This is a genomic window from Ruegeria sp. AD91A (genome assembly GCF_003443535.1).
Taxonomy (GTDB): Bacteria; Pseudomonadota; Alphaproteobacteria; order Rhodobacterales; family Rhodobacteraceae; genus Ruegeria.
The window spans coordinates 1340374-1367037 of the sequence record NZ_CP031946.1; the positions used below are offsets into that span (position 1 = coordinate 1340374).

Below are 26664 nucleotides of genomic sequence, written 5' to 3' on the forward strand. Positions count from 1 at the left end.
AACGACATGGGGATGTACAGAGTCCAAAAAACAAAATCCTTCGCTCTGGCGACCGTGAAAATCCGGGTCGCGTAGAGCCACAATCAATCAATAAAATCAGTGTCACAGGGAGACATCCATGACGAATACCGAATCCACCAAAGACAAGGTGCACTGGGCAGCCGAGATGCACGCTCAGGAATACCGCGACGGCAAGCTAAGCCGACGGGAATTCATGACGCGCGCCACCGGTCTTGGAGTTTCAGCCGCCGTGGCCTACAGCATGATCGGATTGCCGACACCTGCTTTGGCCCAAACCGCAAAGCAAGACGGCGGCACACTGCGCGTGCAGATGGAAGTACGCGCACTTAAAGACCCCCGTACCTATGACTGGTCGCAAATCGCAAACGTGACACGCGGCACACTGGAATATCTGGTCGAATACAACTCGGACGGTTCGTTCCGCGGCATGCTGCTCGAAGGTTGGGAAGTCAACGATGACGCAACCGAATACACTCTGAATGTCCGCCCAGGCGTCAAGTGGAACAACGGCGATGATTTCACGGCTGACGACGTCGCCCGCAACATCGCGCGCTGGTGCGACAAGAGCTCGGAAACCAACTCGATGGCCGGTCGCTTCGCGACCTTGATCGACGCCGAGACTGGTCAGGCCGGTGAAGGTGTCATCGAAGTTGTCGACGCAACCACGGTCAAGCTGAACCTGCCCAAACCGGATATCACCCTTATTCCTGGCATGGCCGATTATCCCGGCGCGATTGTTCACAGCTCGTTCAGCGAGACAGACCTGCTGAACAACGTGGGAACCGGCCCCTACCTGATTGATGAGCTTGAAGTCGGTGTAAAAGCCGTTCTGGTTCGCAACCCGGATCACACCTGGTGGGGCGAAGAAGTATTTGGCCGCCCTGCCCTGGATCGTATCGAGTACATCGACTACGGAACTGACCCGTCTGCCTGGCTGGCAGCACTGGAATCCGACGAAGTTGACATGCTTTATGAATCCGTGGGCGAATTCATCGACGTGATGGATGGCCTAGGTTATGTGAAATCCGAAGTTGTGACCGCTGCGACTATCGTTGTTCGTCCCAACCAGCTGGCCGAGATCGACGGTCAGAAACCTTATGCGGACAAACGTGTTCGGCAGGCGATTCAGATGGCTGTAGACAATTCTGTTTGTCTGGAACTGGGCTATGGCGGCCGCGGAGCCCCGGCGGAGAACCATCACGTGGCACCGCTACATCCGGAATACGCAGAACTTCCACCGCAAAAGGTTGATCCTGCGGCAGCCAAGGCGCTGATGGACGAAGCTGGTTTCGGTGACTTCGAACACGAGATCATCTCGATCGACGATGACTGGCGTCGCAACACCACTGATGCCGTTGCCGCGCAGCTGCGCGACGCCGGAATCAAGGTCAAGCGGACCGTTCTGCCGGGCAATACCTTCTGGAACGACTGGGCAAAGTACCCGTTCAGCTCGACCAACTGGAACCCGCGTCCGCTGGGTGTGCAGGTCTGGGCACTTGCCTATCGTTCGGGCGAAGCCTGGAACGAGTTTGGCTATGCGAACCCGGAATTTGACGCCATTCTGGAAGAAGCGCTTGCCATTGCTGACGCAGATCAACGTCGCGAAGTCATGGCGCGTGGCGAAGCCCTGCTGCAGGAAGATGGAGTCACGATCCAGCCCTATTGGCGTTCGCTCTATCGTCACATGAAAGAAGGCCTTGTGGATACGGATATGCACGTGACCTTCGAACACCACCACTACAAGTGGGGCTGGGCTGCCTAAGCACTGCCAATGACACACAAGGGGCGCCTGACACGGGCGCCCCTTTCCAGCCGCAGACTTGCCGACGCGGGGTCGGACGTCCGAGGCCAGAAAATGGTCCAATGATCTGCGGAATACCTGAACAACAGGGGCCACCATGGGACTATTCATCCTACGACGGTTCGGAGTGATGCTGCTTACGGCATTATGTCTGACATTCGTCGTCTTTTTCCTGACCAACCTTTACCCGAACCTTGAAAAGCTGGCGAAAACGCAGGGCAACCAGCGCATGTCGGATGAGCAGGTCGAAGCCTGGTTGGATAACCGCGGTTACCTACAGCCAACACTCGTGAAATACGGCCAATGGCTGGGCGTGATGCCTGGATTTCAGAACACCTTGGAAGATGGCCAGTTTGTGGGAACCTGCACGAGACCCGGTTCGACGGCAGAGGACACGGCAAGATATTGCGGTGTTCTTCAGGGCGATTGGGGATACTCGACCGTATTCAAGGACGAAGTCGGAACCATTGTTGGTAAGCGTCTGGGCAACACAGGTTACCTCATGTTCTGGGTTTTGGTCCTGATGGTGCCTTCCGCATTGATTGTTGGTGTTCTGGCCGGGATGCGAGAGGGATCAGCCCTGGATCGATCCCTTTCAACTTTCTCGATCATAACGACAGCGACACCGGAATATGTGTCCGGCGTTATCTTCATCGCAATCTTCACCTCGTCCACGGTTGGATTGAAGTGGTTCAAGGGAACCGCGACGCAAGCGATGGAGAACCCGACATTCGAGAACTTCTTCCTGCCGGTCCTTACCATCGCGCTGTACGGTATGGGCTATATCGCCCGGATGACCCGCGCTTCGATGACCGAGGTGATGACGGCGCAATACATCCGAACCGCGCGGCTGAAAGGCGTCTCGTTCCCGAACATCGTCATGAAACACGCGTTGCGCAACGCGTTGATCGCGCCGTTCACGGTTATCATGCTGCAGTTCCCATGGCTGCTCAACGGCGTCGTAATTGTTGAAACTCTGTTTAACTACAAGGGTTTCGGCTGGGCGCTTGTTCAGGCAGCAGGCAACAACGACATCCAGCTTCTGCTGGCGATTTCGGTCGTGTCGGTCTTTGTTGTTCTGATAACGCAGCTGATCTCGGATATCGGCTACGTCTACCTCAACCCGCGCATCCGCATTTCATAAGGAGGGAGAGATTATGGAACCACTATCCTGGACCGGCTCTATTGCCTTCCTGAACCCGCTGCTGATGATCGCACTGGCAGCACTGATTCTGTCGATCTTGGTCTGGATCATCGTCAGTATATTCCAGCCTGAACAGCAGATTGTCGTAAACTCGGATGGATCCGTCAGTTCAGGCGGCGGCGTCCGCGGACTGATCCAACTTGCGCTGCACTACAGTTTTCTGGCCAGCGTAGGATTGGCCGTGGCCTATCTGGTGCTGGGTATCCTGATGGGCACAGGTGCCGGGATCATCGGCGCCATTTCCCAGCAATTCCTTCCAGTATGGGTCGCGCTGATCATCATGTTCGCCATGTCGATCGCCTTTAAAAGGCGGTTGGGGTTATACGGCAAACTGTATGACAGTCCCATCGGTATGATCGGCTTTGGCCTTGTGATGTTCTGGGTCTTTACCGGCATCTTCGGCGCGCTTGACCTGATCGTTACCCATGACCCGCTGACACAGATCTCTGGCATGAAGAACAAAGTGCCGGGAACACCTTTACCGAACCTGGAGGACGGCGAGTACGCCTGGTATCTTCTGGGCGGTGACAACCTGGCACGTGACGTATTCAGCCGGATGGTCAAAGGGGCCTGGGTCGTGGTGCAGATAGCACCGCTTGCAACGATGTTCGCCTTCATGGTCGGTATTACGCTGGGACTTCCCGCCGGGTATTACGGCGGTCGTCTGGACACGTTCCTGTCTTTCCTGGCCAACCTGATCCTCGCCTTCCCGGTCATCTTGCTGTTCTATCTTCTGGTGACACCGGAAATCGTGGCGACCGGAGTGCCAAACTATATGGCGGCCGTTCTGTTCGTGTTCCCTATCCTGTTCATCTGTGTGTTGCTGAACTCGCGCTATTACACACGCCCGAATTTCCGCACCCCTCTGCTGATCGGTGTTCTGGGCGTTGCGATCTGGCTGTATCTGTCACTGATTTCAACTGGAGGCTACGTCATCAACACCGAGGCTTATCGGATCTGGGGCCTGCCAACCTATTTGGACCTGTTCGATATCCCCGGCGGTATTCTGGTGGTGTTCGTCTCGGTGGTTTTTGTAAACTCACCCACGGTTTTCCGTATTGTGCGCGGGCTGGCATTGGACATCAAGACACGTGACTACGTGGCCGCGGCCCAGACGCGTGGCGAGGGTCCGTGGTACATCATGTTGTGGGAAATCCTGCCCAACGCCCGTGGTCCGCTGATCGTAGATTTCTGTCTGCGTATCGGTTACACCACCATCCTTTTGGGTACCTTGGGTTTCTTCGGACTGGGCCTGCCGCCTGAAAGCCCGGATTGGGGGTCGACGATCAATGAGGGGCGGAAGCTTCTGTCGATCTACCTGCACCCTGCCCTTCCGCCTGCTTTTGCGCTGCTGTCGCTGGTTCTTGGTCTGAACCTGTTGGCCGACGGTCTGCGCGAAGAAAGCTTGAAGGACTGATGTGATCGAGGCCGGGGGGCCAGCCCCCCCGGACCCCCCGGGATATTTTCGGCCAGATGAAGGGGATCCCCGCATTTGGTGAGGAGTAAGCAAGATGAGCAAAATGGCGGATTATGACGGCCCGATCCTGGAGATCGACAAGCTGTCCATCTCATTCTTTACCCGCCTGCGGGAAATTCCCGCCGTGATGGATTTCTCGGTCAGCGTACAGCCCGGCGAAGCCGTGGGGCTGGTTGGCGAATCCGGTTGTGGTAAATCGACCGTGGCGCTGGGCGTGATGCAGGACCTTGGCAAAAACGGCCGCGTCGTCGGAGGCACGATCAAGTTCAAGGGCCGCGATCTGGCAGAGATGTCGAGCGAGGAGTTGCGCGACATTCGCGGAAATGAAATCGCGATGATCTACCAGGAGCCGATGGCCTCGCTGAACCCGGCGATGAAGATCGGCAAACAGCTGATGGAAGTGCCGATGATCCACGAGGGTGTAAGTCAGGAAGAGGCTTACTCTCGTGCACTGGAAGTGGTGACGGACGTTCGCCTGCCGGACCCCGAGCGGATGCTGAATTCGTTTCCGCACCAGCTGTCGGGCGGTCAGCAGCAGCGCATCGTGATTGCTATGGCGCTGATGTCGAAACCGGCGCTGTTGATCCTGGATGAGCCGACAACCGCTTTGGACGTGACGGTTGAGGCCGCTGTGGTCGAACTGGTCAAGGATCTGGGTAAGAAATACGGCACCTCGATGTTGTTTATCTCGCACAACCTCGGGCTGGTTCTGGAAACCTGCGACCGACTATGCGTGATGTATTCGGGTGAAGCGGTCGAGCGCGGCTCGATCAAGGATGTGTTCGACGAGATGCAGCACCCTTATACACAGGCGCTGTTCCGTTCGATCCCGCTGCCGGGCGCAGACAAGAATTCGCGTCCGTTGGTGGCCATTCCGGGGAACTTCCCATTGCCCCACGAGCGGCCTCCGGGCTGCAACTTCGGACCGCGCTGCGACTATTTCGAAGAGGGTCGCTGTGACGCGAAAGACATCCTGATGGAGGCTGTGCCCGGAAATGACCGGCACCATACGCGCTGTCTGAAATTCCAGGAGATCGACTGGAATGCCCCTCTCACTCTGGCGGATCAGAAGGAAAAAGGTGAAATCGGCCGGACGGTACTGAAAATAGACAATCTCAAGAAATACTACGAGGTCGCTGCAAATGCCTTGTTTGGTGGCGGTGAGAAGAAGGTTGTGAAGGCCAACGAGACGCTCAGCTTCGAGGCGCACGAATCTGAGACACTGGCTATCGTGGGGGAATCCGGCTGCGGCAAGTCCACCTTCGCCAAGGTTCTTATGGGGTTGGAGACGGCCACGGACGGACAGATCCTGCTGGACAACCGTAACATCGAGCAGGTGCCCATCGAAGAGCGTGATGCCAAGACGGTCGGCGAAGTTCAGATGGTTTTCCAGAACCCGTTCGACACGCTGAATCCGTCGATGACCGTCGGACGTCAGATCATCCGTGCGCTGGAAATCTTCGGCGTCGGAACCTCTGAGGCCGAGCGCAAGAAGCGGATGCTGGAACTGCTTGATCTGGTGAAGCTGCCGCGCGCCTTTGCGGACAGAATGCCGCGACAACTGTCGGGTGGTCAGAAACAGCGCGTGGGTATCGCACGCGCCTTTGCCGGGGATGCGCGAATCGTTGTGGCGGACGAACCCGTTTCGGCGCTGGATGTGTCGGTTCAGGCAGCCGTGACGGATCTGTTGATGGAGATTCAGCGAGAACACAAAACCACGCTGCTGTTCATCAGCCACGACCTGTCCATCGTGCGTTACCTGAGCGACCGGGTCATGGTGATGTATCTGGGCCATGTTGTGGAATTGGGCACCACGGATCAGGTTTTTGCCCCGCCCTATCACCCTTACACCGAAGCGTTGCTGAGCGCGGTTCCGATTGCGGATACCTCGGTCGAGAAACAGCACATCGTTCTGGAAGGTGATATTCCTTCGGCGATGAACCCACCGCCGGGTTGTCCGTTCCAGACACGTTGCCGCTGGAAATCCGAAGTGCCTGATGGACGGTGTGAATCGCATGTGCCGCCGGTGCAGACGCTGGCAAATGGGCATCAGGTAAAATGTCACCTGGCCGAAGATATTCTGGCCCGGATGGAGCCGGTGATAAAAGTCGCGGCGGAATAAACCTGTTGCTAGCATTTAGAAAGGGCCGGTCGGAGACCGGCCCTTTCTCTTGACGCCGTGGTTTGTGGGGAGACAGACGGCGTGTGGAAGTGTGTGTGAGTGGCGACCTTTGGTAATTCGTCAACCGGTCATGACGTTGTTTCCAAAATGCATGAATTCCTGGTTCATTCCTGCAATTCCACCGGCTTCAAGCTGAAGGCTGGCGCTGTCGAGCATCTTGTAACTCTGCTGTCCCTTCACCCAATCGTCCGCAGATTGTAGCGTGGTCAACGTGTAGGACGTGACCTCATTCAGGTAATGTGTGGGGATGATCACCTTGGGCTTGAGCTTGGACACAATGTCGTTGCCCTGATCGAAGCTGAGAATGTGTTCCGAGCCATCCACCGGCAGAGTCAGAACATCCACCTGACCGATTGCGTCCCAGAACTCCTGCGGCGGGTTATGGCGATTGTCGCCCCAGATCAGCGTGCGAATGCCGCCGGTCTCGACCAGATAGACGACCATATCCATGTGACCTACATTGTTCGGCGGGCAGGCTTCCACCCCAAATTCGGCCAGCGCATTGGTCCAGTCATACCATCCCGGCGCGACACAAGCGTGTTTGTCGGCAAAACCCGTGATCTTGATGTCAGAAAACTCGAATTTGCCTACCATACGATCCAGCACCATGGTCGAGTTTGGGCGTTCAATCGCATCGTGATCGAAATGTGCATGGGTCGACAGGGTGATGTCTACCGGGATTTGCGGGAACTCGTTGCGGAACCAAAGACCCCACGCGCCCGACGGATCATCCCGCCAGGGATCAAACAGCGCTGTTGCCCCGTTGGGCGAGGTGATCTTGATCGCACAATGCCCATAATAGTCGATGCCAACCGTCCCAGTGCTGGCCTGACCCGTTGCGCCTTGCAGATCGATCACATGGTTGTTGTTGCCCGGCTGTAGCCACGCCTGAGATTGCGCCTGGGCCGGTTGTGCACCCAGCACAGAAGCGGTCGCGCCGACCCCGGCAGCGCCTGCCGCCATGAAGAACGACCGGCGCGACAGCCCCGGCGCCAGATGATCTTTGTCCCCGATCAGGATGGTTGGTTTCAGATCTTTGCGATCCATTTTTGTGTACCTCTCTGCTGGACCCTCGCAGTTTTTCCGCGCGTCCCAGCTAAAGATAACAATTCAAAACATATCGGCTCAGACCGAAAAAATGGGGGCGAAATATGGGGAGAAACCCCACATTTCATGTTCACGAAATCGAGAGCAAATGACTGCGCAAATTCTGGTCGCGTCCTTCGAGCCCCAGCTTGCGGCGGATGTTGTTGCGGTGAAAATCAATTGTCGATGTTTCTCGCGACAGGGCCTTGGCAATGTCTTTGGTCGTTTTTCCAAACATGACCATCTGCGCAATCTCGATCTCTGTCGGGGTCATCACTGCAAATGCATCTGTCAGTTTGTCCGACAATGCAGACGTGATCTCGTTCAGGTTCTTCTCGGCCAGTTCAAGATAGACATACTGCGCCTCATCCCCGGAAAGGTGCGTTCGAATTTTTTCCAGATACGGCAGCACTCTGCTGCGCACCTGTTCGACTATTTCGTGATCGCGGCTTTTGCGATCGTCATCCAGACTGGACAGCAGGACGCGCAGCGCCGTGTTGGTTTCCTGCAGCTCACGCGTGCGTTTCGCGACACGTGTTTCCAGCTGTGCCAGTGTTTCGTTGAGTTTCCCTTCCAGCGCGCGACGCAGGTAAACCTCTTGCAACAAAGCCAAATCCGACTCGACCATGCGTGCGAACTGCGCCAGCCCTTCGCGGAACAACAAGGCACGTCGGTTCTGCTTGCGATCCAGAACACAAATAGTTCCGAATACCGATCCATCGGGCCATTTCAGTGGAAGGCCGATGTAAAATGTCATCCCATGTTCCAGATCGTCATTGTCCGCCCAAACCGGATCGCACGCAGCATCTTTTACCACCAATTCTCCGTCCCGCTGCAGGACGCCCTGACAATAAAGCTTGGGGTTTAACTGGAAGCTCAAGCCGACCGGATATGGGTTTTCGGGATGATCCGAGGTGATCAGCACCGCATGATCCGGCGCGTCGGTTTTCATGATCAGGCTTGCAGGCACATCCGCCAACTCTGCGACCAGATCAACCAGTTGCTGCCAGTTGGCCAGCGTTTCTCTGGGAATCTCTGGGTGGTCAACAGGCATTTAGGGCCTCACCAGTTACTGGGCGATACCCTTTCAGGTTAGCGGGACAGGTTGCACATAATCAAGAACTGGACGCTCTGCGCCGCGGCATCGGGTTTAACCGCCCCAGATGACCTTCACGTAGTTCTGGGTTTCCTTGTATGGCGGAATGCCGCCATGCTTTTCCACCGCTTTTGGGCCCGCATTGTAAGCGGCCAAAGCCAATGGCCAGGACTTGAACTTGCGATACTGCCAGGAAAGGTATCTGGCCCCACCCTCAAGATTCTGCTGGGGGTCATGGGGGTTGACCCCCAAAAGCTCGGCGGTCTGGGGCATCAGCTGCGCCAATCCCAGAGCACCTTTGTGAGACTTCGCCTGCGGGTTCCATCCGCTTTCCTGCTGCACAAGGCGCAGAAACAAGTCTTCGGGAATGTCATGAAGGCGGGCAGCCTGTTTCGCCAGATCCAGATACTGACCGCGATACTTTCCGGTATATCGCTTGCTGGTCTGCACACGGGATGTCTTTGGTTTCAACCGCGCGGAATCACGATATTGCGTCGCCGCGCGGGAATCCAAAATCTTGGACTGTTTGAGGAAGATATCCTTACGGCTTTTGGTGGACAGCGTTTGCGCCTGCACAGGCGCGACAGCCAGCACAAGGCAGACAACAGAAAACCCGGCAACCCAAGAACGCATCAATGCCTATCCTGCTCGATAAGAAACCAGTCGGAGTATAGGTATTCCCGCAAAAAATGAAAGCTTGGTAAAGACCAAAGTAAGACTCTTGTTCCACACTGTTGTATCTACTGTTTTCAACCATGATGCAGGCCGTATAGGGTCTCACAAAACAAGTCGCGCCAGATTCGGCGCATTTACGTCAGAACGGAACGAGGAATTACATGGCGGGTTCAGTCAACAAGGTCATTCTGGTCGGAAATCTGGGGCGTGATCCCGAAGTGCGGACATTCCAGAATGGCGGCAAAGTCTGCAATCTGCGTATTGCCACGTCAGAGAACTGGAAAGACCGCAACACGGGTGAACGCCGCGAACGCACAGAATGGCACTCGGTCGCCATCTTCAACGAAGGTTTGGTCCGTGTGGCAGAGCAATACCTGCGCAAGGGTTCAAAGGTCTATCTTGAAGGGCAATTGCAGACCCGCAAGTGGCAGGACCAGTCAGGCCAGGACCGCTATTCTACCGAAGTTGTCCTGCAGGGCTTTGGCTCTACCCTCGTGATGCTGGATGGGCGCGGCGAAGGCAGTGGCGGTGGTTATGGCGGTGGCCAAGCCGGAGGCAGCGGGTACGGAGACCCCTATGGCGGTCCGTCCAGTTCCCCGGCACCGGCACCGGCATCGGGCGGAATCGACGACGACGAGATTCCGTTCTAAGCAAATCGGAGACACGACATGACATGGTCCTTCTCTCTCGGCCGATTGCTCGGGTCCGAACTGAGGGTCCATGTCACATTCTTCTTACTGCTGGCCTGGGTGGGCTTTGCGGCCTATTCAGCAGGCGGCCTGCTGGCAGCCATTGACAACCTCTTGTTTGTTTTGGCCTTGTTTGCCTGTGTGGTCGCCCATGAGTTCGGTCATGCCCTCATGGCCCGGCGGTATGGAATCAAGACCCCAGACATAACACTGTTGCCGATCGGTGGGTTGGCCCGGCTTGAAAGGATGCCGGAAAAGCCGTTGCAAGAAGTCTTGGTGGCACTTGCAGGTCCGGCGGTGAACATCGTGATCTGGGTCATTCTGGTCGCGTTTGGTGCTGGACTGCCGATCGAGACGCTTTCCCAGATCGATTCACCGGGCATCGGGTTTCTGAACAGGCTGGCCTATATCAACCTTCTGCTGGCAGTATTCAACATGATCCCGGCCTTCCCCATGGACGGAGGACGCGTGTTCCGCGCCCTTCTTTGCCTGCGCATGGATCGTGTCAAAGCAACACGCGTGGCTGCGCTCGGTGGCCAGATCGTCGCCGTTGGCCTGGGTTTTGTGGGGCTGAGTTCGGGCAACCCGTTTCTTGTGCTGATCGCAGTGTTCGTGTTCATCGCCGCCAACGCAGAAAGCCAGGACGTCGCCTTGCGATCTGCGGCACGTCGCGTTCTGGCCCGGGACGCGATGATCACCGAGTTTCACGCGCTCTCCCCCAACGATACGCTGAGCACAGCAGCACAAGCCGTAATTCACACCACGCAGCATGAGTTCCCTGTACTGGATACGGATCAATCTCTGCTTGGTTTTGTGACCCGAGATCGGCTGTTTGCCGCGCTCGCAGGCGATCAACCCAGATCGGCACCTGCCACCTCAATCATGAATGCCGATGTCCCCGCAGTTTCGCTTACCACCGGCCTCGAGACCGTGTTGGAACATCTGCATAAGGGGGCTCCGGCAATTGCCGTGGTCACTCGGGCTGGTCGGATGATGGGTTACATCACCCGCGAAAACATCGGTGAGTTGATGGTTATTCAGGGTCGTTAGGCTTTCAGTTCAAGCCGTCGCAAGCGCATCCGACAGAACCGAAAGAACCGCATCTTTCGGCACATCTGGCGTCACAAACGCCTCTCCGATCCCGCGCGCGAGAATAAACCGAAGCTGACCGTCCACGACTTTTTTGTCTTGCCCCATCAGATCCACCAGCGCGTCGGCACTTGGCAATTCGCCCGGAATATCAGCCAGATCCGTCTTCATCCCCATCGCACGCAAGTGCGCGCGCACCCGGCTTGGATCCTCTTGCGAACACAAACCCAGCCGAGACGACAGCTCAAACGCCAGCGCGCAACCTATTGCCACACCTTCACCGTGCAGAAGGCGGTCAGAATAGCCTGTTGCAGCTTCCAGAGCGTGGCAGAACGTGTGCCCCAGATTGAGAAGAGCCCGGTCGCCTTGTTCGGTTTCATCCCGCGCGACGATATCGGCTTTCATTTGCACTGAACGCGTTACCGCGCGTACGCGGGCCGCCATGTCACCCGAGGAAACGCTTGGCCCGTTCGCCTCTAGCCAATCAAAGAATTTCGCGTCGCCAAGCAAACCGTATTTCACGACTTCGCCATACCCTGACAAAAAATCTCGCTGGGTCATGGTCCCCAGAACAGAGGTGTCGGCCAGAACCAGAGACGGTTGATGAAACGCGCCGATCAGGTTTTTCCCCTGAGGTGCGTTGATCCCGGTCTTTCCCCCAACCGAACTGTCCACTTGCGCCAGCAAGGACGTTGGAATCTGCACAAAACGAACACCACGCCGCAAAACCGCCGCTGCAAAGCCTGCAAGGTCTCCGATGACCCCGCCGCCCAAGGCCACGACGACATCCCGACGTTCGACTTTTTCAGCAAGCAACCACTCGACAGCGCGCTCGAAATGCGGCCAGCTTTTGGTCGCCTCTCCGGAGGGCAATGCCAGCTCGGTCATCTCGATCCCCGCAGCCATCAGCCCGGCGCGCAGGGTCTCAAGATGCAGACCGGCCACGTTTTCATCCGTCAAAACCGCCACTTTTGGCCGGGCCAGAAGTGGTGATATCCAGCCCCCTGCCCGCGTCAGAAGATCTGGACCGATTTCAACATCATACGAGCGGTCATCAAGGTCTACATGTACTGTTTGATGCATTTATTTGAGTTCCAAAACATCAGGGCGTGTCATCAGCGCGTCGACAACGCGGCCTGCCATATTTTCGATCGAGGTCTCGCCATCCGAATCCACTGCCAGATCTGCCTGAGCATAAACCGGCACGCGGGCCTCATAGAGGGCTTTCAACGTCGCATACGGATCGGCTGTGCGCAGCAAAGGACGTGTGTCTTTGTGGCGAACACGATTCCACAGAACATTCAGATCCGCCCGCAGCCAGACTGCAGCACCCTTTTCGGCAATGATGCGACGGTTTTCCGGCTGCAGATACGCCCCGCCGCCCGTTGAAAGAATGCCCTTTTTCTCGTTCAGCAATCTCCCGATGACCTGCGATTCCTTGGCGCGAAAAAAAGGTTCACCGTCACGTTCAAAGATTTCCGGAATGGTCATGTTGGCGGCTGATTCGATCTCGGCATCGCTGTCGAGAAACGGAACGCCCAGACGGGCGGCCAATGCGCGCCCCACTGCAGTCTTGCCAGCCCCCATCATACCCACAAGAACCACCGTTTTGTGCAGTTCAAAGCCACCCTGTGTGTCTGCCGAGTGTGTGTTATGCTTAATTTCGCTCATTTAACCGTGAATGACGTGATCTTGGGAAAAATGCCAGTTATAACTTGGCCAAAAGCAAAAATTGAGGCAGCGTGGCGCCATGGGCCGACTGATCAAATTCCTGATATATGTTCTTTGCCTGGGGTTCATTGGGCTGGTTGTCTATGCCTATGTCGGACCGTTCTTTGGCGCGGATTTTTCTGCGCCTCAAAGTGAAATCCGCGAACCGGTCGTATTGGATGTCGACTAAACAAGCGCTGTTGGCGATCCTTCTGGCGGGACCGGCACATGCGCAAACCCCGTTGTCTGCGATTGATTGGCTGGCGAATCCGCCGGAAAACCTGCCCGGAACGGTTTTGCTAGAACCGCCGGTGGCGCAGAATGGAGGATTGCCAGAGATTGAGGTGACGCCGCTTGAAGCGCTGTCACAGCCGTTGGGCCTGGTTGCGTCGTCCATCACAGGGTTGCCCGTAGATTTGTGGCAAGGCAGCGATGCAAGCCGGCTGGCGGCCCTGATCGCAAAGACGCCCGTTCGCGACAACCCGGCGATGCAACGCTTGTTGTTTACGTTGCTTCTTTCAGAAACCCGCGCACCGGCTGGCCCTGATGCCCAAGAGGTCATGCTGCTGGCGCGACTGGACCGTCTGATGCAACTGGGCGCAGCAGATCCCGTTCAATCGCTGGTTCAGTTGGCCGGGCCGACCGATACACAGGAACGGTTTCAACGCTGGTTTGACGCGACGCTGCTGACCGGTGATGAGGATCGCAGTTGCACCGCCCTTATCGCTGAACCGCACCTGTCAAGGAACTACGCCGCGCAAGTGTTCTGCAAAGCCCGGCGCGGGGATTGGGCGTCGGCCGCGCTGACGCTGGAGGCGGCGCATGCCTTGGACATCCTGCCACCAGAAGACCTGGCGGTTCTGGATCGTTTTCTAAGCCCGGAACTCTATGAAGGCGCGGCTTATCTGCCTCAACCTGAAAACCCGGATCCACTGAGTTTCCGACTCTATGAGGCGATTGGTGAACGGCTTCCGACCGCCTCGTTGCCAAGAGCTTTTGCAAATGCAGATCTTCGGGATGTGGCCGGATGGAAAGCACAGATCGAAGCCGCCGAACGGCTTACACGCATTGGCGCTTTGACACCCAATCATTTGCTGGGCCTATATACCGAGCGGTCCCCGGCGGCGTCCGGCGCTGTTTGGGACAGGGTTGCAGCCATCCAACGTTTTGAAAGCGCGCTGGATACCCGAAACGCTGAAGCCATTGGAAAAACACTGCCACCGGTCTGGCAGCAGATGCGTGGCGTCGGGCTTGAAGTGCCCTTCGCCGAATTGTTTGCCAAGCGTTTGTCGAACACTACCCTGGCGGTGCCGGCGACTGAAAACCTGCGCTGGCGCATTCTGATACTGTCTGACCTGTACGAACAGGCAGCACAATCCGCGCCGGACGACTCAATTGACACCCTATTCCTTGCAGCATTGGCACAGGGTGATCCGGGGCGGGCGGTTTCTCCTTCTCCTTGGGCGGACGCGGTTGCTCAGGGATTTGAATGGGCGGCGCCCGTACCCAACGATATCGACGCCTTGCTCGACAACGGTCAACTTGGTGAAGCCATACTGGAAGCCATGCAACTGTTTGCGCATGGTTCACGGGGCAATCTGGTGGATCTGACCGCAGCAATCGCAACCTTCCGACGCGTGGGCCTGGAAGACACCGCGCGGCGCGCAGCGTTGAGCCTGTTGATCCTGCAAGAGCGTTGATGATGGGCTCCCCGGCAACAAACGAACTTTGGATTTCGACCTTCCTACAGGCTCAGGCGGCGGAACTTGGGGCGGCGACAAACACGTTGCTGGCCTATGGGCGCGATCTGAAAGACTTTGCATCCTGGTTGCAGCACAGGGACTCCGGGTTCAATCAGGCAGATCGTGATCAGATCGAAGCCTACCTGATCGACTGCGAGGCACAGGGCTTGTCGCGTTCCACCCGCGCACGGCGATTGTCAGCCATCAAACAGCTCTACCGATTTGCGTTCGAGGAAGGCTGGAGCGAGACGAACCCCGCCATCCAGATCAAAGGTCCGGGACGGCAGAAGCGACTGCCCAAAACGCTGGACGTGCCAGAAGTCGACCGCCTGCTTCAGGCTGCCCGACAAACCGGGCGCAGCAAGGCTGATCGCGTACGTAACACGTGTCTGATGGAAGTCATGTATGCCACCGGAATGCGCGTCACCGAACTTGTGTCCCTGCCCGTTTCCTCGGCCCGTGGCGATCCGCGCATGCTGTTGGTGCTGGGTAAAGGTGGCAAGGAACGCATGGTGCCCCTGTCCCCTCCGGCGCGGGATGCATTGGCTGCCTGGTTGACCGTACGAGACGAAGCCGAAGATCAGACTGTTGAGAAAGGCGGTCAAAGATCTCGCTTTCTGTTCCCGTCGCGCGGTAAGTCCGGCCACCTGACGCGGCACAGGTTTTTTCTGCTGGTCAAGGAACTGGCCGTTCAGGGCGGCGTTTCGCCCGAAAAAGTCACCCCACATACCCTGCGTCACGCCTTTGCCACGCATCTGCTGGCCAACGGCGCTGACCTGCGTTCGATCCAGACTTTATTGGGCCACGCCGACGTTGCAACGACCGAGATTTATACTCATGTTCTGGATGAACGGCTGACTGAACTGGTGTTGCAACACCACCCGCTGAGCAAAGACCCTGACGAAGACAGGGGCTAAGCCCTTGATCCAGCGGGTCGGCATCCCCATAACGGATGCACCATCCTAACCCACCAAGGACCAATGGAACCTTCACCTTCTCTGATCGACAGCACATTCTGGTTTACGTCAGGTGCAATCCTTTTATTGCTCGTTTTGTCCGCCTTTTTCTCGGGTTCAGAAACAGCGCTTACAGCCTCCTCACGCGGAAAGCTGAGGGCACAAGCCGACAAAGGATCACGCGGGGCGAAAAAGGCACTCGAAATCACCGATGACAATGAACGCCTGATCGGCTCGGTTCTTCTGGGCAACAACCTTGTCAACATTCTGGCAGCCTCGCTGGCGACGGCCTTGTTCACTCGTTTGTTCGGCGAAAGCGGCGTGGCGTTGGCGACACTGGTCATGACTCTGCTGGTGCTGATCTTTGCCGAAGTGCTGCCCAAGACCTATGCCATCACCAATTCCGAAAAGGCCGCGGCGGCTGTCGCGCCGATCATCAGCGTCGTCGTGACGGTGTTTTCACCCATTGTGGCCGCGGTGCGACTGCTGGTGCGCGGTGTCTTGCGCCTGTTCGGCGTGCAGATCGATCCTGACAGCAACATTCTGGCCGTACGCGAAGAAATCGCCGGCGCTCTGCAACTTGGTCATTCCGAAGGTGTGGTCGAAAAAGAAGACCGCGACCGCATCTTGGGCGCGCTGGATCTGGGCGATCGGACAGTGGAAGAAATCATGTTGCACCGTTCGAACATCGAGATGATCGACGCCAATGCGGCCCCCGAGGAAATCCTGAAACAATGTCTGCAAAGCCGCCACACCCGCCTGCCTGTTTTCCGGGACGAGCCGGAAAACATTGTAGGCGTTGTACATGCCAAGGACCTCTTTCGGGCCATGTATGCGCAGGCAGGCGGCAGCGACGGCGGCACCGACCGTTTGGCCAGCTTTGACATCGGAAAAGTGGCAAATGCCCCGTATTTTGTGCCTGAAACCACCACGCTGGACGACCAGATGCGGGAATTTCTGCGAATGCACAGCCATTTTGCATTAGTGGTGGATGAATACGGGTCTCTTCGAGGTCTGATTACACTTGAAGATATTCTCGAAGAGATCGTGGGCGAGATTGCCGATGAGTTCGACATAGACGAAGAGGTCCCGGTCACCCGCACCGAAGATGGCCAATACCTGGTCGAAGGTGCCATGACCATCAGAGACATTAACCGTGCGCTGGACTGGTCACTGCCGGATGACGAGGCCAACACGCTGGCCGGCCTTGTGATTCACGAGGCGCAGATGATCCCGGTCGTCGGTCAGGTGTTTTCGTTCCACGGTTTCCGGTTCGAGGTCACGGCACGTGAAGGCAACCGTATCACCGGACTGAAGGTGCGCCCGCTATAACGTCTGCGATTTTTTTTCTGAAATGTTCCGGGCGCTGCTAGAATGACTGTCATCAATTTTGCCAATCGATTGCAGGACAAATTCATTATGCCCAGCCTCAAGACGAAACTGCAGGACACAAAAGATCGACTCAGCTCGGTGGTATGTACGATACCTTCGGCGACCGTTACGCAGGCGCTGGCGGCATGCGGGGTCGACTCCGTGATTATCGATCTTGAGCATGGAGCAATCGACTATGCCTCGGCTCACGCTATGATCGCCGCAACTGCGGGAACAAGCTGTGCGCCGTTGGTACGCGTGGCGCAAAACCAGCCAGCGGACGTAAAGCGCGCTTTGGATTTGGGCGCAGAAGGTATCGTGTTTCCCCTTGTCCGAACCGTGGAAGACACCCGGAGCGCCGTCGAAAGCCTGCGCTATCCCCCCGATGGAACCCGTGGTTTCGGACCGTTTCTCGCGCAGTCGCGTTGGGGCGAAACTCTCACCACCTACCCAAGCGTTGTGGGGCCGGAACTAATCTGTTGCATACTGGTCGAAACGATTGAAGCCCTTGAAAATATCGAATCCATTTGCGCTGTTCCAGGCGTGGATATGCTGATCATCGCACAGTTCGACCTTAGCACTGAGTTGGGCGTGATGGGCCAGTTTGATCACCCGGACTTTGTTTCAGCTGTCCGGAAAGTGGAAAATGCCGCCTTCGGGGCCGAAATACCACTGGGCAATGTGGCGCTGAACGAAGCGCAGGCAACCGATTTGTTTTCTCGCGGCTATCGTCTGGTCGGAGGTTTTGACGCACTTTGGCTGCGCGAGAAGGCTCTGCAAATCCAAAGCTGGTGCAAAACGTAACATACGACATCTGCTGTCGCTAACAGAACAGTAAAATCCGTATCGGCTCGACAGTTTTTCCCAAAACCATAGGGAGATACATCGTGAAAACCACCACCCGTGTCGCAGTTATCGGAGGCGGCGTTGTCGGATGCTCGGTTCTGTATCACCTGACAAAACTGGGCTGGTCCGACGTTATGCTGCTGGAGCGGTCCGAGTTGACCAGCGGATCGACATGGCACGCCGCAGGCGGATTTCACACGTTGAACGGCGACACCAATATGGCGGCGCTGCAGGGGTATACGATCCGGCTGTACAAAGAACTGGAAGAGATCACCGGAATGTCCTGTGGCCTGCACCATGTGGGCGGCGTGACACTGGCCGACAACCAGGACCGGTTCGACATGCTGCTGGCCGAACGCGCCAAGCACAGGTTCATGGGGCTGGAAACCGAAATCGTTGGCCCGGACGAGATCAAGCAGATCGCGCCCATCACCAACACAGACGGCATTATCGGTGCGCTCTATGATCCTCTGGATGGGCATCTTGACCCATCGGGTACCACGCATGCTTATGCCAAGGCAGCCCGCATGGGTGGTGCAACCATAGAAACTCATTGCATGGTACGCGAAACCAACCAACGCCCCGATGGGACCTGGGATGTGGTGACCGACAAAGTTACGATTCACGCCGAACATGTCGTAAACGCAGGCGGGCTCTGGGCGCGTGAGGTTGGCGCGATGGCCGGTGTCTATTTCCCGCTGCACCCTATGGAACATCAGTATCTGGTGACCGACTCGATCCCTCAGATCGGGGCGATCATCGACGCGGGTGGCGAACATCCACACGTCATGGACCCGGCCGGCGAAAGCTATCTGCGGCAGGAAGGGCGCGGTTTGTGCATTGGGTTCTATGAACAACCCTGCAAACCTTGGGCTGTTGATGGTACGCCATGGGAGTTTGGCCATGAATTGCTGCCCGACGATTATGACAAGATCACGGACAGTATCGAATTCGCCTATCGCCGTTTTCCGGTTCTGGCAGAAGCGGGGGTGAAATCGGTGATCCACGGTCCGTTCACCTTTGCACCCGACGGCAACCCTCTGGTCGGGCCGGTACCGGGCATACGCAACTACTGGTCGGCTTGCGGAGTCATGGCAGGCTTCAGCCAGGGTGGCGGCGTTGGCCTGACACTGGCGCAATGGATGATCGAAGGCGAACCCGAACGCGATGTCTTTGCCATGGATGTTGCGCGTTTCGGCGACTGGATCAGCCCGGGCTATACCCGCCCAAAAGTCATCGAGAACTATCAGAAACGCTTCAGCGTCGCCTATCCGAACGAAGAACTGCCCGCAGCGCGCCCCAACCGCACGACCCCGATGTACGACATCTTCACCGATCTGGGGGCGGTTTGGGGACAGCAATACGGTCTGGAGGTCGCCAACTACTTCGCGCAAGGAGACGAGCCGGGATATGAGACGCCTTCGTTCCGGCGTTCGAATGCGTTTGCCGCGACAGGTCGCGAAGTGCGTGCCGTGCGCGAGGGTGTGGGTATCAACGAAGTCCACAATTTCGGCAAGTATCGCATCTCAGGACCCAACGCACGCGGTTGGCTGGATCGGATCATGGCAGGTCGGATTCCGAAACCCGGACGGCTGTCGTTGACCCCGATGCTGTCGCCCAAGGCCAAACTGATCGGGGACTTCACTGTTTCCTGCCTCAGTGAGACTGAGTTTCAACTCACGGCTTCCTACGGCAGTCAGGCCTTCCACATGCGTTGGTTCCAGCAGCACACACAGGACGGCGTGACGATTGAGAATATCAGCGACCGCTTGAACGGCTTTCAGATCGCGGGACCCAAGGCAATGCAGGTTCTGGCTGCGTGTTCCCGCGATGACCTGAGTGATTTCCGCTTCCTCGATGTGCGCCGCATGACCGTGGGCATGACGGAATGCATCGCACAGAGGGTCAGTTATACCGGCGATCTTGGATTCGAGATCTACTGCGATCCGATGGCGCAGCGGCAACTTTGGTGGACATTGTGGGAAGCGGGGCAGCCCCATGGCATGGTTCCCTTTGGAATGCGCGCAATGATGAGCCTGCGTCTGGACAAGTTCTTCGGGTCGTGGATGCGAGAGTTTTCACCCGACTACACCGCTGCGGAAACCGGGTTGGACAGGTTCATCTCGTTCCGCAAGAATGCAGACTTCATTGGTCGCGAAGCTGCTGAGGCGGACCATGCCAAAGGCGCGACACGCACCTTGGTCGCTTTCGAAGTCGAAGCCGATGACACAGACGTCAACGCCTATGAACCGATCTGGTTGGATGGCGCAGTTGTTGGTTTCTGCACCTCAGGTGGCTATTCACACTACGCACGAAAGTCTGTCGCCATGGGTTTCCTGCCGTCTGAACGCGTAGCAGATGGGCTTGAAGTTGAGATCGAAATACTGGGCCAGATGCGCAAGGCAAAGGTTATCTCGACACCCTTGTTTGACGCTGACGGCGCCCGAATGAGGGGATGACTCGCGCCTGGGTCAACGGCATTGTAGCGGGATGATTAAGATTCCCATTATCATTCTGGCTGCGGGTCAATCCAGCCGCATGGGCGACATCGACAAGCTGATGCAACCGATCAACGGCATTCCGTTGCTCGCCCGTTCCGCAAGCATGGCCTGCGCCGTTGGGCCTGTGATCGTCGCCCTGCCTCCTGAACCGCATCCAAGATATGACGCGCTTGATGGCTTTGATGTTCAGATCGTTCCGGTCTGGGATGCGGCAGAAGGAATGAATGCCAGTCTGCGCGCCGCGATCCAAAAGCTGCCGTCGGATGCACCAGCCACTATGGTTTTGTTGGCCGATCTACCCGATCTGACCGAAACAGATCTGACCACAATTCTGAAAGCGCGACGTGCCCACCCCGACAACCTGATCTGGCGTGGAACAACCGAGGATGGAGCGCCCGGTCATCCGGTCGTGTTTGACAGATCTCTTTTCGATCAACTGTCACGGCTGAAAGGGGACGACGGCGCGCAGGAGATTGTGCGAAAATATCGGGACAGCGTTCATCTGCATCCCCTGCCCGCCCAAAATGCACGGTTGGATCTGGATACCCCGGAAGACTGGAAGGACTGGCGCGGAAAACATACTCTCTGAACAAACACGGCCCGGTCTAATCGACCGGGCCGGTGCCCAAAACAGGACTACCACTTTGCTCAATCTCCAAAGTGTGGCCAGTGTGCTTTCAGAAACACCCCGACTCCCAAGCAGCTAAACCTAAACAAGACCCCCTCGTTAACATGCCGCTATCACTTTTGGTGATCGAGTTAGCCGCCAGCGCCCCCTAGCGCTTTTGGCTCCCCTCACTTGGGCACGTTCATCCTCACTTATCCGATCGCGCGAAACAATGTAAAATTGGATGGAAGGGATAATTTGGGTCTTCCTCGAATGGTTTTTGCGCAACATCGCGATGCGTCAAGATCAACCTTAAGGCGATTATTCCCTTTGGGGAACGGTAGCGATTCGGGATTAAGCGCAAACTTATTCACCAATATCCGCAGTCCAAAACATGTTTATTGTGTCAAGCCATGCCTCACACAGACTCACCCACAACCATTGGAAGAGCAGCCTTTTTCTCGATCTTTCGGAAGGATGATTGTCAACAAAACAAAACAAATTCAATGTTTTTGAAAGTTTGACGCCATTTTTAGCAACAATCCTCCGATTCGCTTTGGTCCGGATCGGTAAAAGCCCGCGAATCCCGATCGACGTCAGCCGTCACACAACACCGGCTTTGTGGCAAAATTAAGATTTATTAATTGATCAGTCAGGAAACGCCAATTCTGAGAAGGCATCTGTTGTCTCAACGCGCAGCCGCAACTGCGTGAACATAACAGGAGACACAAATGAGCATCCGCAAATCCTCGCTTCTACTTCCCCGCACTTCCAACTGGGCAGGTGCCAGCGCGCTCGGCGCGGCCCTTCTGGCAGCGACGGCCATGCCGTCCATGGCGGACGAGGCATTGGCTGATCTGGTTGAGACCGTTTCACCGTCGGTCGTAACCATCATCGCCGAACACGACGCAGTGCCGACCCCAGCCCAGGGTCAGAACTTTGACTTTGAAGGGCATCCCTTTGGTGAATTCTTCAAACGCTTCGGCGGCCCGGAAGGGTTCAACATGCCGCAACGTGGCCCGTCCCAGGGCCTGGGCTCGGGTTTTGTTCTGGATGAGGCCGGATACATCATCACCAATCACCATGTCGTCGACAATGCCTCGACCGTGACCGTGCGCCTCAGCGATGATCGCACCTTCGACGCCGAAGTGGTCGGAACGGACCCGCTAACGGATATCGCGGTTCTGAAAATCGACGCGGGGACTGACCTGCAAGCCGTGGAACTTGGCGACAGTGACACAATCCGCGTAGGTGAAGACGTGGTCGCCATCGGCAACCCCTTCGGCCTGAGCTCGACCGTGACCACAGGTATCGTTTCGGCAAAAGGCCGCAACATCTCGGAAGGTCCATATGCAGAGTTCATCCAGACGGATGCAGCGATCAACAAGGGCAACTCGGGCGGCCCTCTGTTCAACATGGAAGGCGAAGTTGTTGGCGTGAACTCGGCCATCTATTCGCCCAGCGGTGGGTCGGTCGGTCTTGGATTTGCCGTAACTTCGAACATCGTTGAACACATCGCAGCCGATCTGCGTGATGATGGGCAGGTCAGCCGGGGTTGGCTGGGCGTGTCGATCCAGAACGTTAGCCCACAACTTGCGGCGGCGTTGGGGATTGAGGCTTCCACGGGCGCGTTGGTGTCCGACGTAGTTTCAGGCAGCCCGGCAGACGGCGTCCTGAAGCAAGGCGACGTGATCCTGTCATTCAACGACGATGCCGTAGACTCCAGTGGTGATCTTCCCATCCTTGTGGGCACGACCAAAGTCGGCACCGACAGCACTCTGACCGTGTTGCGTGAGGGCAAGCAGAAAACAGTGTCCCTTACTGTTGGCCAGCATCAGACCGCATCGCCCGAGGCCGACAAACCGGTCGAAGCAGAAGTTGCAGGCACAACGCTCGGTGTTACCGTGGCACCGCTGACCGAAACGGTTCGGGCCGAGAAAGGTGTTGCCGAAAACGTCGAGGGCGTCGTCGTCACCGACCTGAAGCCCGACAGCCCCGCGGCAAAAGCCGGCCTGCAGCGTGGTGACGTGATCGTCAAGTTGGGCAATCAGGACACCTCCACACCGGACGCTCTGAAGGCGGCGCTGGACAGCGAAAAAACCGATCCTGCCCTGGTGCTGATCAATCGTGGCGGCAGCCAGATCTTCGTCGCGGTCGAACTGGCCTGAACCTGAACATGCGTGCGCTGCTTGATGGGGATTTCCGGCGCACGCCTCACCCGGCGGATCAGAGTTGTCCACTGTCCGCCGGGCTTGCCGGGTGCAGGCCCAGCACCCGGCAAGAACTTCTCCTAACCATATGCTTTACCTGAAATTTGTGATTAAATATAAAAAGAAAGGAGCCCGACCATGAGCCGCCGTCTGTTGATCGTCGAAGATGATGCTGACACAAAGGACTTCATCGCCAAGGGTTTTGGCGAAGAGGGATACGTGGTTGAAACCGCGGCTGACGGTCGCGAGGGGCTGTACCATGCCACTGACGGTGGGTTTGACGCCATTGTTCTGGACAGGATGTTACCCGGTCTGGACGGGCTGTCACTGATCAAATCCATGCGGGCGGCCGGATTGAAAACCCCGGTATTGATGCTGACGGCGATGAGCGCGGTGGACGAACGGGTCAAGGGCCTGCGCTCGGGTGCCGACGATTATCTGGTCAAGCCATTCTCGTTTCAGGAGCTGCACGCCAGGATCGAGGCCTTGCTGCGCCGCCCTCAGGAATCCGAAGAGGCGCCGACATTGACCTGCAAAGACCTGCAGATGGATTTGTTGACCCGCAAAGTCACGCGCGACGGGCACGAGATCACACTGACACCGCGTGAGTTTCAGATTCTCGAGTTTTTCCTGCGTCGCAAAAACCGTGTGGTGTCGCGCACCATGTTGCTTGAAGGAGTTTGGGATTACCACTTTGACCCGAACACCAACGTTGTGGACGTTCATATCTCGAAATTACGGCGCCAGCTGGACGAAGGCGGTGACGCGCAGCTGATTGAAACCGTCCGTGGAGCGGGTTACATGATGTCCGATGGATAACCTTCGGCTTTCGTTAAACAATTCAAGAACAAGGCTGGTAGCAACCAGCATGATTCTGAGCACGATTCTGACAGCGTCTGTGCTCGCGTTCGTCTATGTGACCGCCAACCGAAGCATCGAAGCCGAGACCCGCTCGGTCGTATCAGCAGAGTTGACGGGGCTTGCAGATGAATACGAAAGGCGCGGGCTGATTGGGTTGATCACTGCAATTGAGCGCCGTTTGCCAAGTGCCGCAGAGCGGGACGCGCTCTATCTTTTGACAGATAGGTTGGGCCTCAAACTTGTGGGCAATCTCAAGTCCTGGCCGGTGAACATTGCCGCCGGAAGTGGTTGGGTAGACTTGGAATTACGCCGGGCAGACAATGATCAGCTCGTGTCCGTCTCAGCCGCATCGATCCGCCTGCCGGGCGGCGAGCGCCTTCTGGTTGGGCGGGATGCTGCGTCGCGCCAGCAATTCGACAGGGTTCTGTTTCGCTCAGTTGCCCTGGCGCTGGGGATTGCTTTGGTTCTGAGCGTCATCACCGGTTGGTTGTTCACGCGGTTGGTATTCTCGCGCCTCTCGGATATTGCCAGCACGGCTGAGAATATCGTTTCAGGCGATCTGTCAAAGCGGATGCCGCTGCGCGGAACCGGGGACGAATTCGATCAGGTTTCAGGCACATTGAACAACATGCTCGACCGGATCGAGGAATTGATCAGCAACCTTCGCACCACCTCGAATTCGATTGCGCATGATCTTCGCTCGCCTTTGTCTCGCCTGCGACAACGAGTTGAGGCCCTCTCTGAACCCGGCAAAAGCGATCTGGATCGCGAGATCGATATCGCACGGGCAACGGGTGAAATTGATCACGTTTTGCGCGTACTGGGGCAACTCACCGAAATCTCACGGGCCGAGGCCGGTCTGGGACGAGAGCAATTCGAAACCATCGATTTGCAGCAACTGGTTGGCGATGTTGTAGAGCTTTATGACCCGGTCGCCGCCGATCAAGGTGTGCAACTCGAAGTCAGGGGCTCTGCCCCTGCCATTCAGGGGCACCGGCCTCTTCTGTCGCAAGCTCTTTCCAATCTGTTGGAAAACGCCTTGCGTTACGCACCAGCAGATACCGCGATCACGATTTCTATCGATGCGCGCGACGGTCTTGCCCAGCTAAGCGTCAGGGATCGTGGACCCGGCGTTCCCCCCGAAGAACTGGATCGCCTTCAGCTTCCATTCGTGACACTTGACCCCGCTCGGACGGAACGCAATGCGGGTTTGGGCCTGGCTCTGGTCGCAGCAATTTCACATATGCACGGTGGGAAATTTGCCGCCCGGAACTGTGACCCCGGGCTGGAAACCACGATCAATCTGGCTCAACAGCGTTAATCCGGAACACCATTTATTGCCATGGTCTTGTTTTTATAGCGCGTATCGTCGGTGACATCCGTACCGAACCAATCCGGTGGGACGTATCTTGCGGCCTGGTCCTGTGAGGTGAATTCCACTTCCACCAGGCACAACGGTGCCAGATCTCCCGCGAAGACGTCCAGCTCAAATACCAGACCATCCTGCAATTGAGCGGTGTAGCGTATCTTCTCAACCCGCCGCCCTTCTGTTTCCGGCCAGAAGGTATCGAACTGTTCCGCAGTGATCTCGGCCTCGCGCTCCATCCGCACCAGGCCGCCGACACCTTTCAAAGTCAGGAAATACGCATCGTTTTTTTGCCTCAACCGCAACTCGGCGGAGTCGTCGGGCGCGGTCAGATAACCCTGTCGTACAACGGCTTTTTTCGCTTTGCTCAGGTCCGGCAGGTTTGCCACCAGAAACTTGCGTTCGATTTCTTTGCTCATCGGTTTGAAATCACTCCGCTCTCCAATTCCTCAAACAGTGCCCGGTAGGCAGCACAGGATACACTGCGCCCGGCAAAGGTACTGATCGGGGCACGATGCTGACCCATCTTTTCGATATCCGCAGCGAAAGGAACCGTCGTCTGCAAAAAGCGTTTTGGATACAGCTTGCGCATCGCCTCCATAGTTTCCTGATGCAAAACCTTTCGGTGTTGCACCATCGAAAAAAAGGCCCGCAGTTTTTTCTTGCGCAACTTGTGTTTGTCAAAAAACTCAACCAGCTGATCGAACGTCCGTTCGGACAGGGTTGTGGGGATGACCGGCACGACGATTTCATCGGCTGCCTTGAAGATATTCTCGGACAGGGTCGAAAAATTGGGCGGGCAATCCAGAATGATCACGTCATAATCGCTACCTGCGGCTTTTAAAGCTCTTTTCAACCGCGAACGTTTGTTTCGCATCCGCGACAGGAACACATCAAAATCACGAAAGGTCAGATTCGCTGGCAGCACGTCCAAACCTTCGAAATCGCTGGCCCGGATTGCCTTGGTAAACCGTTCCACATCTTCGAAAAACCGCGCATCCGTCAGCTTTTTTGAAGGCTTCACTCGAAAGTAGAACCCCGATGCGCCCTGGGGGTCAAGGTCACACAGCAGCACCTGTTGCCCCGCCTGCGCATATGCATAAGCCAGGTTCACCGAGGTTGCTGTTTTACCGACACCGCCCTTGTTGCTGTAATAGGCAATGATCTTCATTCC

At 56.7% G+C, this 26664-nt stretch carries 23 protein-coding genes; 16 read left to right on the plus strand and 7 right to left on the minus strand.

What is annotated here, in order from left to right:
• Window positions 1-118: 118 nt before the first annotated feature.
• From D1823_RS06770 to D1823_RS06785, 4 genes are all read left to right on the plus strand, one after another.
• Window positions 119-1783: an ABC transporter substrate-binding protein gene (locus tag D1823_RS06770; protein ID WP_117869194.1), complete on the plus strand. Its 1665-nt coding sequence runs from the start codon at window positions 119-121 to the stop codon at window positions 1781-1783.
• Window positions 1784-1919: 136 nt separating this feature from the next.
• A complete protein-coding gene (locus D1823_RS06775) occupies window positions 1920-2966 on the plus strand; it encodes an ABC transporter permease (RefSeq protein ID WP_117869195.1) in 1047 nt (348 codons plus the stop codon).
• 13 nt (window positions 2967-2979) lie between these two features.
• Window positions 2980-4443, plus strand: coding sequence for an ABC transporter permease (locus D1823_RS06780; RefSeq protein WP_117869196.1), 1464 nt, complete (start codon window positions 2980-2982; stop codon window positions 4441-4443).
• A gap of 94 nt (window positions 4444-4537) precedes the next feature.
• The gene (locus D1823_RS06785) at window positions 4538-6625 is read left to right on the plus strand and encodes an ABC transporter ATP-binding protein (RefSeq protein ID WP_117869197.1); all 2088 of its coding nucleotides are present in this window, start codon (window positions 4538-4540) and stop codon (window positions 6623-6625) included.
• 120 nt (window positions 6626-6745) lie between these two features.
• Here the strand turns inward: D1823_RS06785 and D1823_RS06790 are convergent, their stop codons facing one another.
• The 3 genes from D1823_RS06790 to D1823_RS06800 all read right to left on the minus strand — a co-directional run bounded on the left by D1823_RS06790 (window position 6746) and on the right by D1823_RS06800 (window position 9500).
• A complete protein-coding gene (locus tag D1823_RS06790; protein ID WP_117869198.1) occupies window positions 6746-7732 on the minus strand; it encodes an MBL fold metallo-hydrolase in 987 nt (328 codons plus the stop codon).
• Window positions 7733-7862: 130 nt separating this feature from the next.
• Window positions 7863-8825 (minus strand): LuxR C-terminal-related transcriptional regulator, encoded by a 963-nt coding sequence (locus D1823_RS06795; protein WP_117869199.1) that lies wholly within the window; start codon window positions 8823-8825, stop codon window positions 7863-7865.
• 96 nt (window positions 8826-8921) lie between these two features.
• The gene (locus tag D1823_RS06800) at window positions 8922-9500 is read right to left on the minus strand and encodes a lytic transglycosylase domain-containing protein (protein ID WP_117869200.1); all 579 of its coding nucleotides are present in this window, start codon (window positions 9498-9500) and stop codon (window positions 8922-8924) included.
• A gap of 203 nt (window positions 9501-9703) precedes the next feature.
• Here D1823_RS06800 and ssb point away from each other — a divergent pair, with 203 nt between their 5' ends.
• On the plus strand, window positions 9704-10192 hold the full coding sequence (ssb, locus tag D1823_RS06805) for a single-stranded DNA-binding protein (RefSeq protein WP_117869201.1): 489 nt from the start codon (window positions 9704-9706) through the stop codon (window positions 10190-10192).
• Window positions 10193-10210: 18 nt separating this feature from the next.
• The gene (locus D1823_RS06810; RefSeq protein ID WP_117869202.1) at window positions 10211-11281 is read left to right on the plus strand and encodes a site-2 protease family protein; all 1071 of its coding nucleotides are present in this window, start codon (window positions 10211-10213) and stop codon (window positions 11279-11281) included.
• A gap of 9 nt (window positions 11282-11290) precedes the next feature.
• Here the strand turns inward: D1823_RS06810 and aroB are convergent, their stop codons facing one another.
• Window positions 11291-12403 carry a 3-dehydroquinate synthase gene (gene aroB / locus D1823_RS06815; RefSeq protein ID WP_117869203.1) on the minus strand — a complete coding sequence of 371 codons (1113 nt, stop codon included), beginning with the start codon at window positions 12401-12403 and terminating at the stop codon, window positions 11291-11293.
• Window positions 12404-12991, minus strand: a complete 588-nt coding sequence (locus tag D1823_RS06820; RefSeq protein ID WP_117869204.1) for a shikimate kinase — start codon at window positions 12989-12991, stop codon at window positions 12404-12406.
• A gap of 79 nt (window positions 12992-13070) precedes the next feature.
• On the opposite strand from D1823_RS06820, the gene D1823_RS21865 reads away from it, so the two are divergent.
• From D1823_RS21865 to D1823_RS06865, 10 genes are all read left to right on the plus strand, one after another.
• Window positions 13071-13220: a hypothetical protein gene (locus D1823_RS21865; protein ID WP_162896777.1), complete on the plus strand. Its 150-nt coding sequence runs from the start codon at window positions 13071-13073 to the stop codon at window positions 13218-13220.
• Window positions 13210-14730 (plus strand): hypothetical protein, encoded by a 1521-nt coding sequence (locus D1823_RS06825; RefSeq protein WP_117869205.1) that lies wholly within the window; start codon window positions 13210-13212, stop codon window positions 14728-14730. The genes D1823_RS21865 and D1823_RS06825 overlap by 11 nt, the downstream gene beginning before the upstream one ends.
• A 2-nt stretch (window positions 14731-14732) precedes the next feature.
• The gene (locus D1823_RS06830; protein WP_117872779.1) at window positions 14733-15689 is read left to right on the plus strand and encodes a site-specific tyrosine recombinase XerD; all 957 of its coding nucleotides are present in this window, start codon (window positions 14733-14735) and stop codon (window positions 15687-15689) included.
• Between the two features lie 63 nt (window positions 15690-15752).
• A complete protein-coding gene (locus D1823_RS06835; RefSeq protein ID WP_117869206.1) occupies window positions 15753-17060 on the plus strand; it encodes an HlyC/CorC family transporter in 1308 nt (435 codons plus the stop codon).
• A 42-nt stretch (window positions 17061-17102) separates the two neighbouring features.
• Window positions 17103-17903, plus strand: coding sequence for an HpcH/HpaI aldolase/citrate lyase family protein (locus D1823_RS06840; RefSeq protein ID WP_117869207.1), 801 nt, complete (start codon window positions 17103-17105; stop codon window positions 17901-17903).
• An 83-nt stretch (window positions 17904-17986) separates the two neighbouring features.
• The gene (locus tag D1823_RS06845) at window positions 17987-20404 is read left to right on the plus strand and encodes an FAD-dependent oxidoreductase (protein WP_117869208.1); all 2418 of its coding nucleotides are present in this window, start codon (window positions 17987-17989) and stop codon (window positions 20402-20404) included.
• A 31-nt stretch (window positions 20405-20435) separates the two neighbouring features.
• Entirely contained in the window at window positions 20436-21035 is a 600-nt protein-coding gene (locus D1823_RS06850; RefSeq protein WP_117869209.1) for an NTP transferase domain-containing protein, read from the plus strand.
• Window positions 21036-21784: 749 nt separating this feature from the next.
• The gene (locus D1823_RS06855; protein ID WP_117869210.1) at window positions 21785-23221 is read left to right on the plus strand and encodes a DegQ family serine endoprotease; all 1437 of its coding nucleotides are present in this window, start codon (window positions 21785-21787) and stop codon (window positions 23219-23221) included.
• Between the two features lie 180 nt (window positions 23222-23401).
• Complete coding sequence (locus tag D1823_RS06860) at window positions 23402-24082, plus strand: response regulator transcription factor (RefSeq protein ID WP_117869211.1); 681 nt, start codon at window positions 23402-23404, stop codon at window positions 24080-24082.
• A gap of 49 nt (window positions 24083-24131) precedes the next feature.
• A complete protein-coding gene (locus D1823_RS06865; protein ID WP_254683809.1) occupies window positions 24132-25445 on the plus strand; it encodes an ATP-binding protein in 1314 nt (437 codons plus the stop codon).
• Here the strand turns inward: D1823_RS06865 and D1823_RS06870 are convergent.
• Together D1823_RS06870 and D1823_RS06875 are read right to left on the minus strand one after the other, a co-directional pair.
• Window positions 25442-25909, minus strand: coding sequence for a CYTH domain-containing protein (locus D1823_RS06870; protein ID WP_117869213.1), 468 nt, complete (start codon window positions 25907-25909; stop codon window positions 25442-25444). The genes D1823_RS06865 and D1823_RS06870 overlap by 4 nt on opposite strands.
• Window positions 25906-26661: a ParA family protein gene (locus D1823_RS06875; protein WP_117869214.1), complete on the minus strand. Its 756-nt coding sequence runs from the start codon at window positions 26659-26661 to the stop codon at window positions 25906-25908. Before D1823_RS06875 ends, D1823_RS06870 begins: the two co-directional genes overlap by 4 nt.
• Window positions 26662-26664: the final 3 nt, after the last annotated feature.

Excerpts from the sequence above, each read along its gene's own strand:
- D1823_RS06825 (WP_117869205.1), top strand. The coding sequence starts at position 13,210 with ATGTCGACTAAACAAGCGCTGTTGGCGATCCTTCTGGCGGGACCGGCA.
- D1823_RS06820 (WP_117869204.1), bottom strand. The coding sequence starts at position 12,991 with ATGAGCGAAATTAAGCATAACACACACTCGGCAGACACACAGGGTGGC.
- D1823_RS06830 (WP_117872779.1), top strand. The coding sequence starts at position 14,733 with ATGGGCTCCCCGGCAACAAACGAACTTTGGATTTCGACCTTCCTACAG.
- ssb (WP_117869201.1), top strand. The coding sequence starts at position 9,704 with ATGGCGGGTTCAGTCAACAAGGTCATTCTGGTCGGAAATCTGGGGCGT.
- D1823_RS21865 (WP_162896777.1), top strand. The coding sequence starts at position 13,071 with ATGGGCCGACTGATCAAATTCCTGATATATGTTCTTTGCCTGGGGTTC.
- D1823_RS06840 (WP_117869207.1), top strand. The coding sequence starts at position 17,103 with ATGACTGTCATCAATTTTGCCAATCGATTGCAGGACAAATTCATTATG.
- D1823_RS06800 (WP_117869200.1), bottom strand. The coding sequence starts at position 9,500 with ATGCGTTCTTGGGTTGCCGGGTTTTCTGTTGTCTGCCTTGTGCTGGCT.
- D1823_RS06810 (WP_117869202.1), top strand. The coding sequence starts at position 10,211 with ATGACATGGTCCTTCTCTCTCGGCCGATTGCTCGGGTCCGAACTGAGG.
- D1823_RS06785 (WP_117869197.1), top strand. The coding sequence starts at position 4,538 with ATGAGCAAAATGGCGGATTATGACGGCCCGATCCTGGAGATCGACAAG.
- aroB (WP_117869203.1), bottom strand. The coding sequence starts at position 12,403 with ATGCATCAAACAGTACATGTAGACCTTGATGACCGCTCGTATGATGTT.
- D1823_RS06875 (WP_117869214.1), bottom strand. The coding sequence starts at position 26,661 with ATGAAGATCATTGCCTATTACAGCAACAAGGGCGGTGTCGGTAAAACA.
- D1823_RS06860 (WP_117869211.1), top strand. The coding sequence starts at position 23,402 with ATGAGCCGCCGTCTGTTGATCGTCGAAGATGATGCTGACACAAAGGAC.
- D1823_RS06850 (WP_117869209.1), top strand. The coding sequence starts at position 20,436 with ATGATTAAGATTCCCATTATCATTCTGGCTGCGGGTCAATCCAGCCGC.
- D1823_RS06870 (WP_117869213.1), bottom strand. The coding sequence starts at position 25,909 with ATGAGCAAAGAAATCGAACGCAAGTTTCTGGTGGCAAACCTGCCGGAC.
- D1823_RS06795 (WP_117869199.1), bottom strand. The coding sequence starts at position 8,825 with ATGCCTGTTGACCACCCAGAGATTCCCAGAGAAACGCTGGCCAACTGG.
- D1823_RS06775 (WP_117869195.1), top strand. The coding sequence starts at position 1,920 with ATGGGACTATTCATCCTACGACGGTTCGGAGTGATGCTGCTTACGGCA.
- D1823_RS06855 (WP_117869210.1), top strand. The coding sequence starts at position 21,785 with ATGAGCATCCGCAAATCCTCGCTTCTACTTCCCCGCACTTCCAACTGG.
- D1823_RS06790 (WP_117869198.1), bottom strand. The coding sequence starts at position 7,732 with ATGGATCGCAAAGATCTGAAACCAACCATCCTGATCGGGGACAAAGAT.
- D1823_RS06865 (WP_254683809.1), top strand. The coding sequence starts at position 24,132 with ATGATTCTGAGCACGATTCTGACAGCGTCTGTGCTCGCGTTCGTCTAT.
- D1823_RS06835 (WP_117869206.1), top strand. The coding sequence starts at position 15,753 with ATGGAACCTTCACCTTCTCTGATCGACAGCACATTCTGGTTTACGTCA.
- D1823_RS06770 (WP_117869194.1), top strand. The coding sequence starts at position 119 with ATGACGAATACCGAATCCACCAAAGACAAGGTGCACTGGGCAGCCGAG.
- D1823_RS06780 (WP_117869196.1), top strand. The coding sequence starts at position 2,980 with ATGGAACCACTATCCTGGACCGGCTCTATTGCCTTCCTGAACCCGCTG.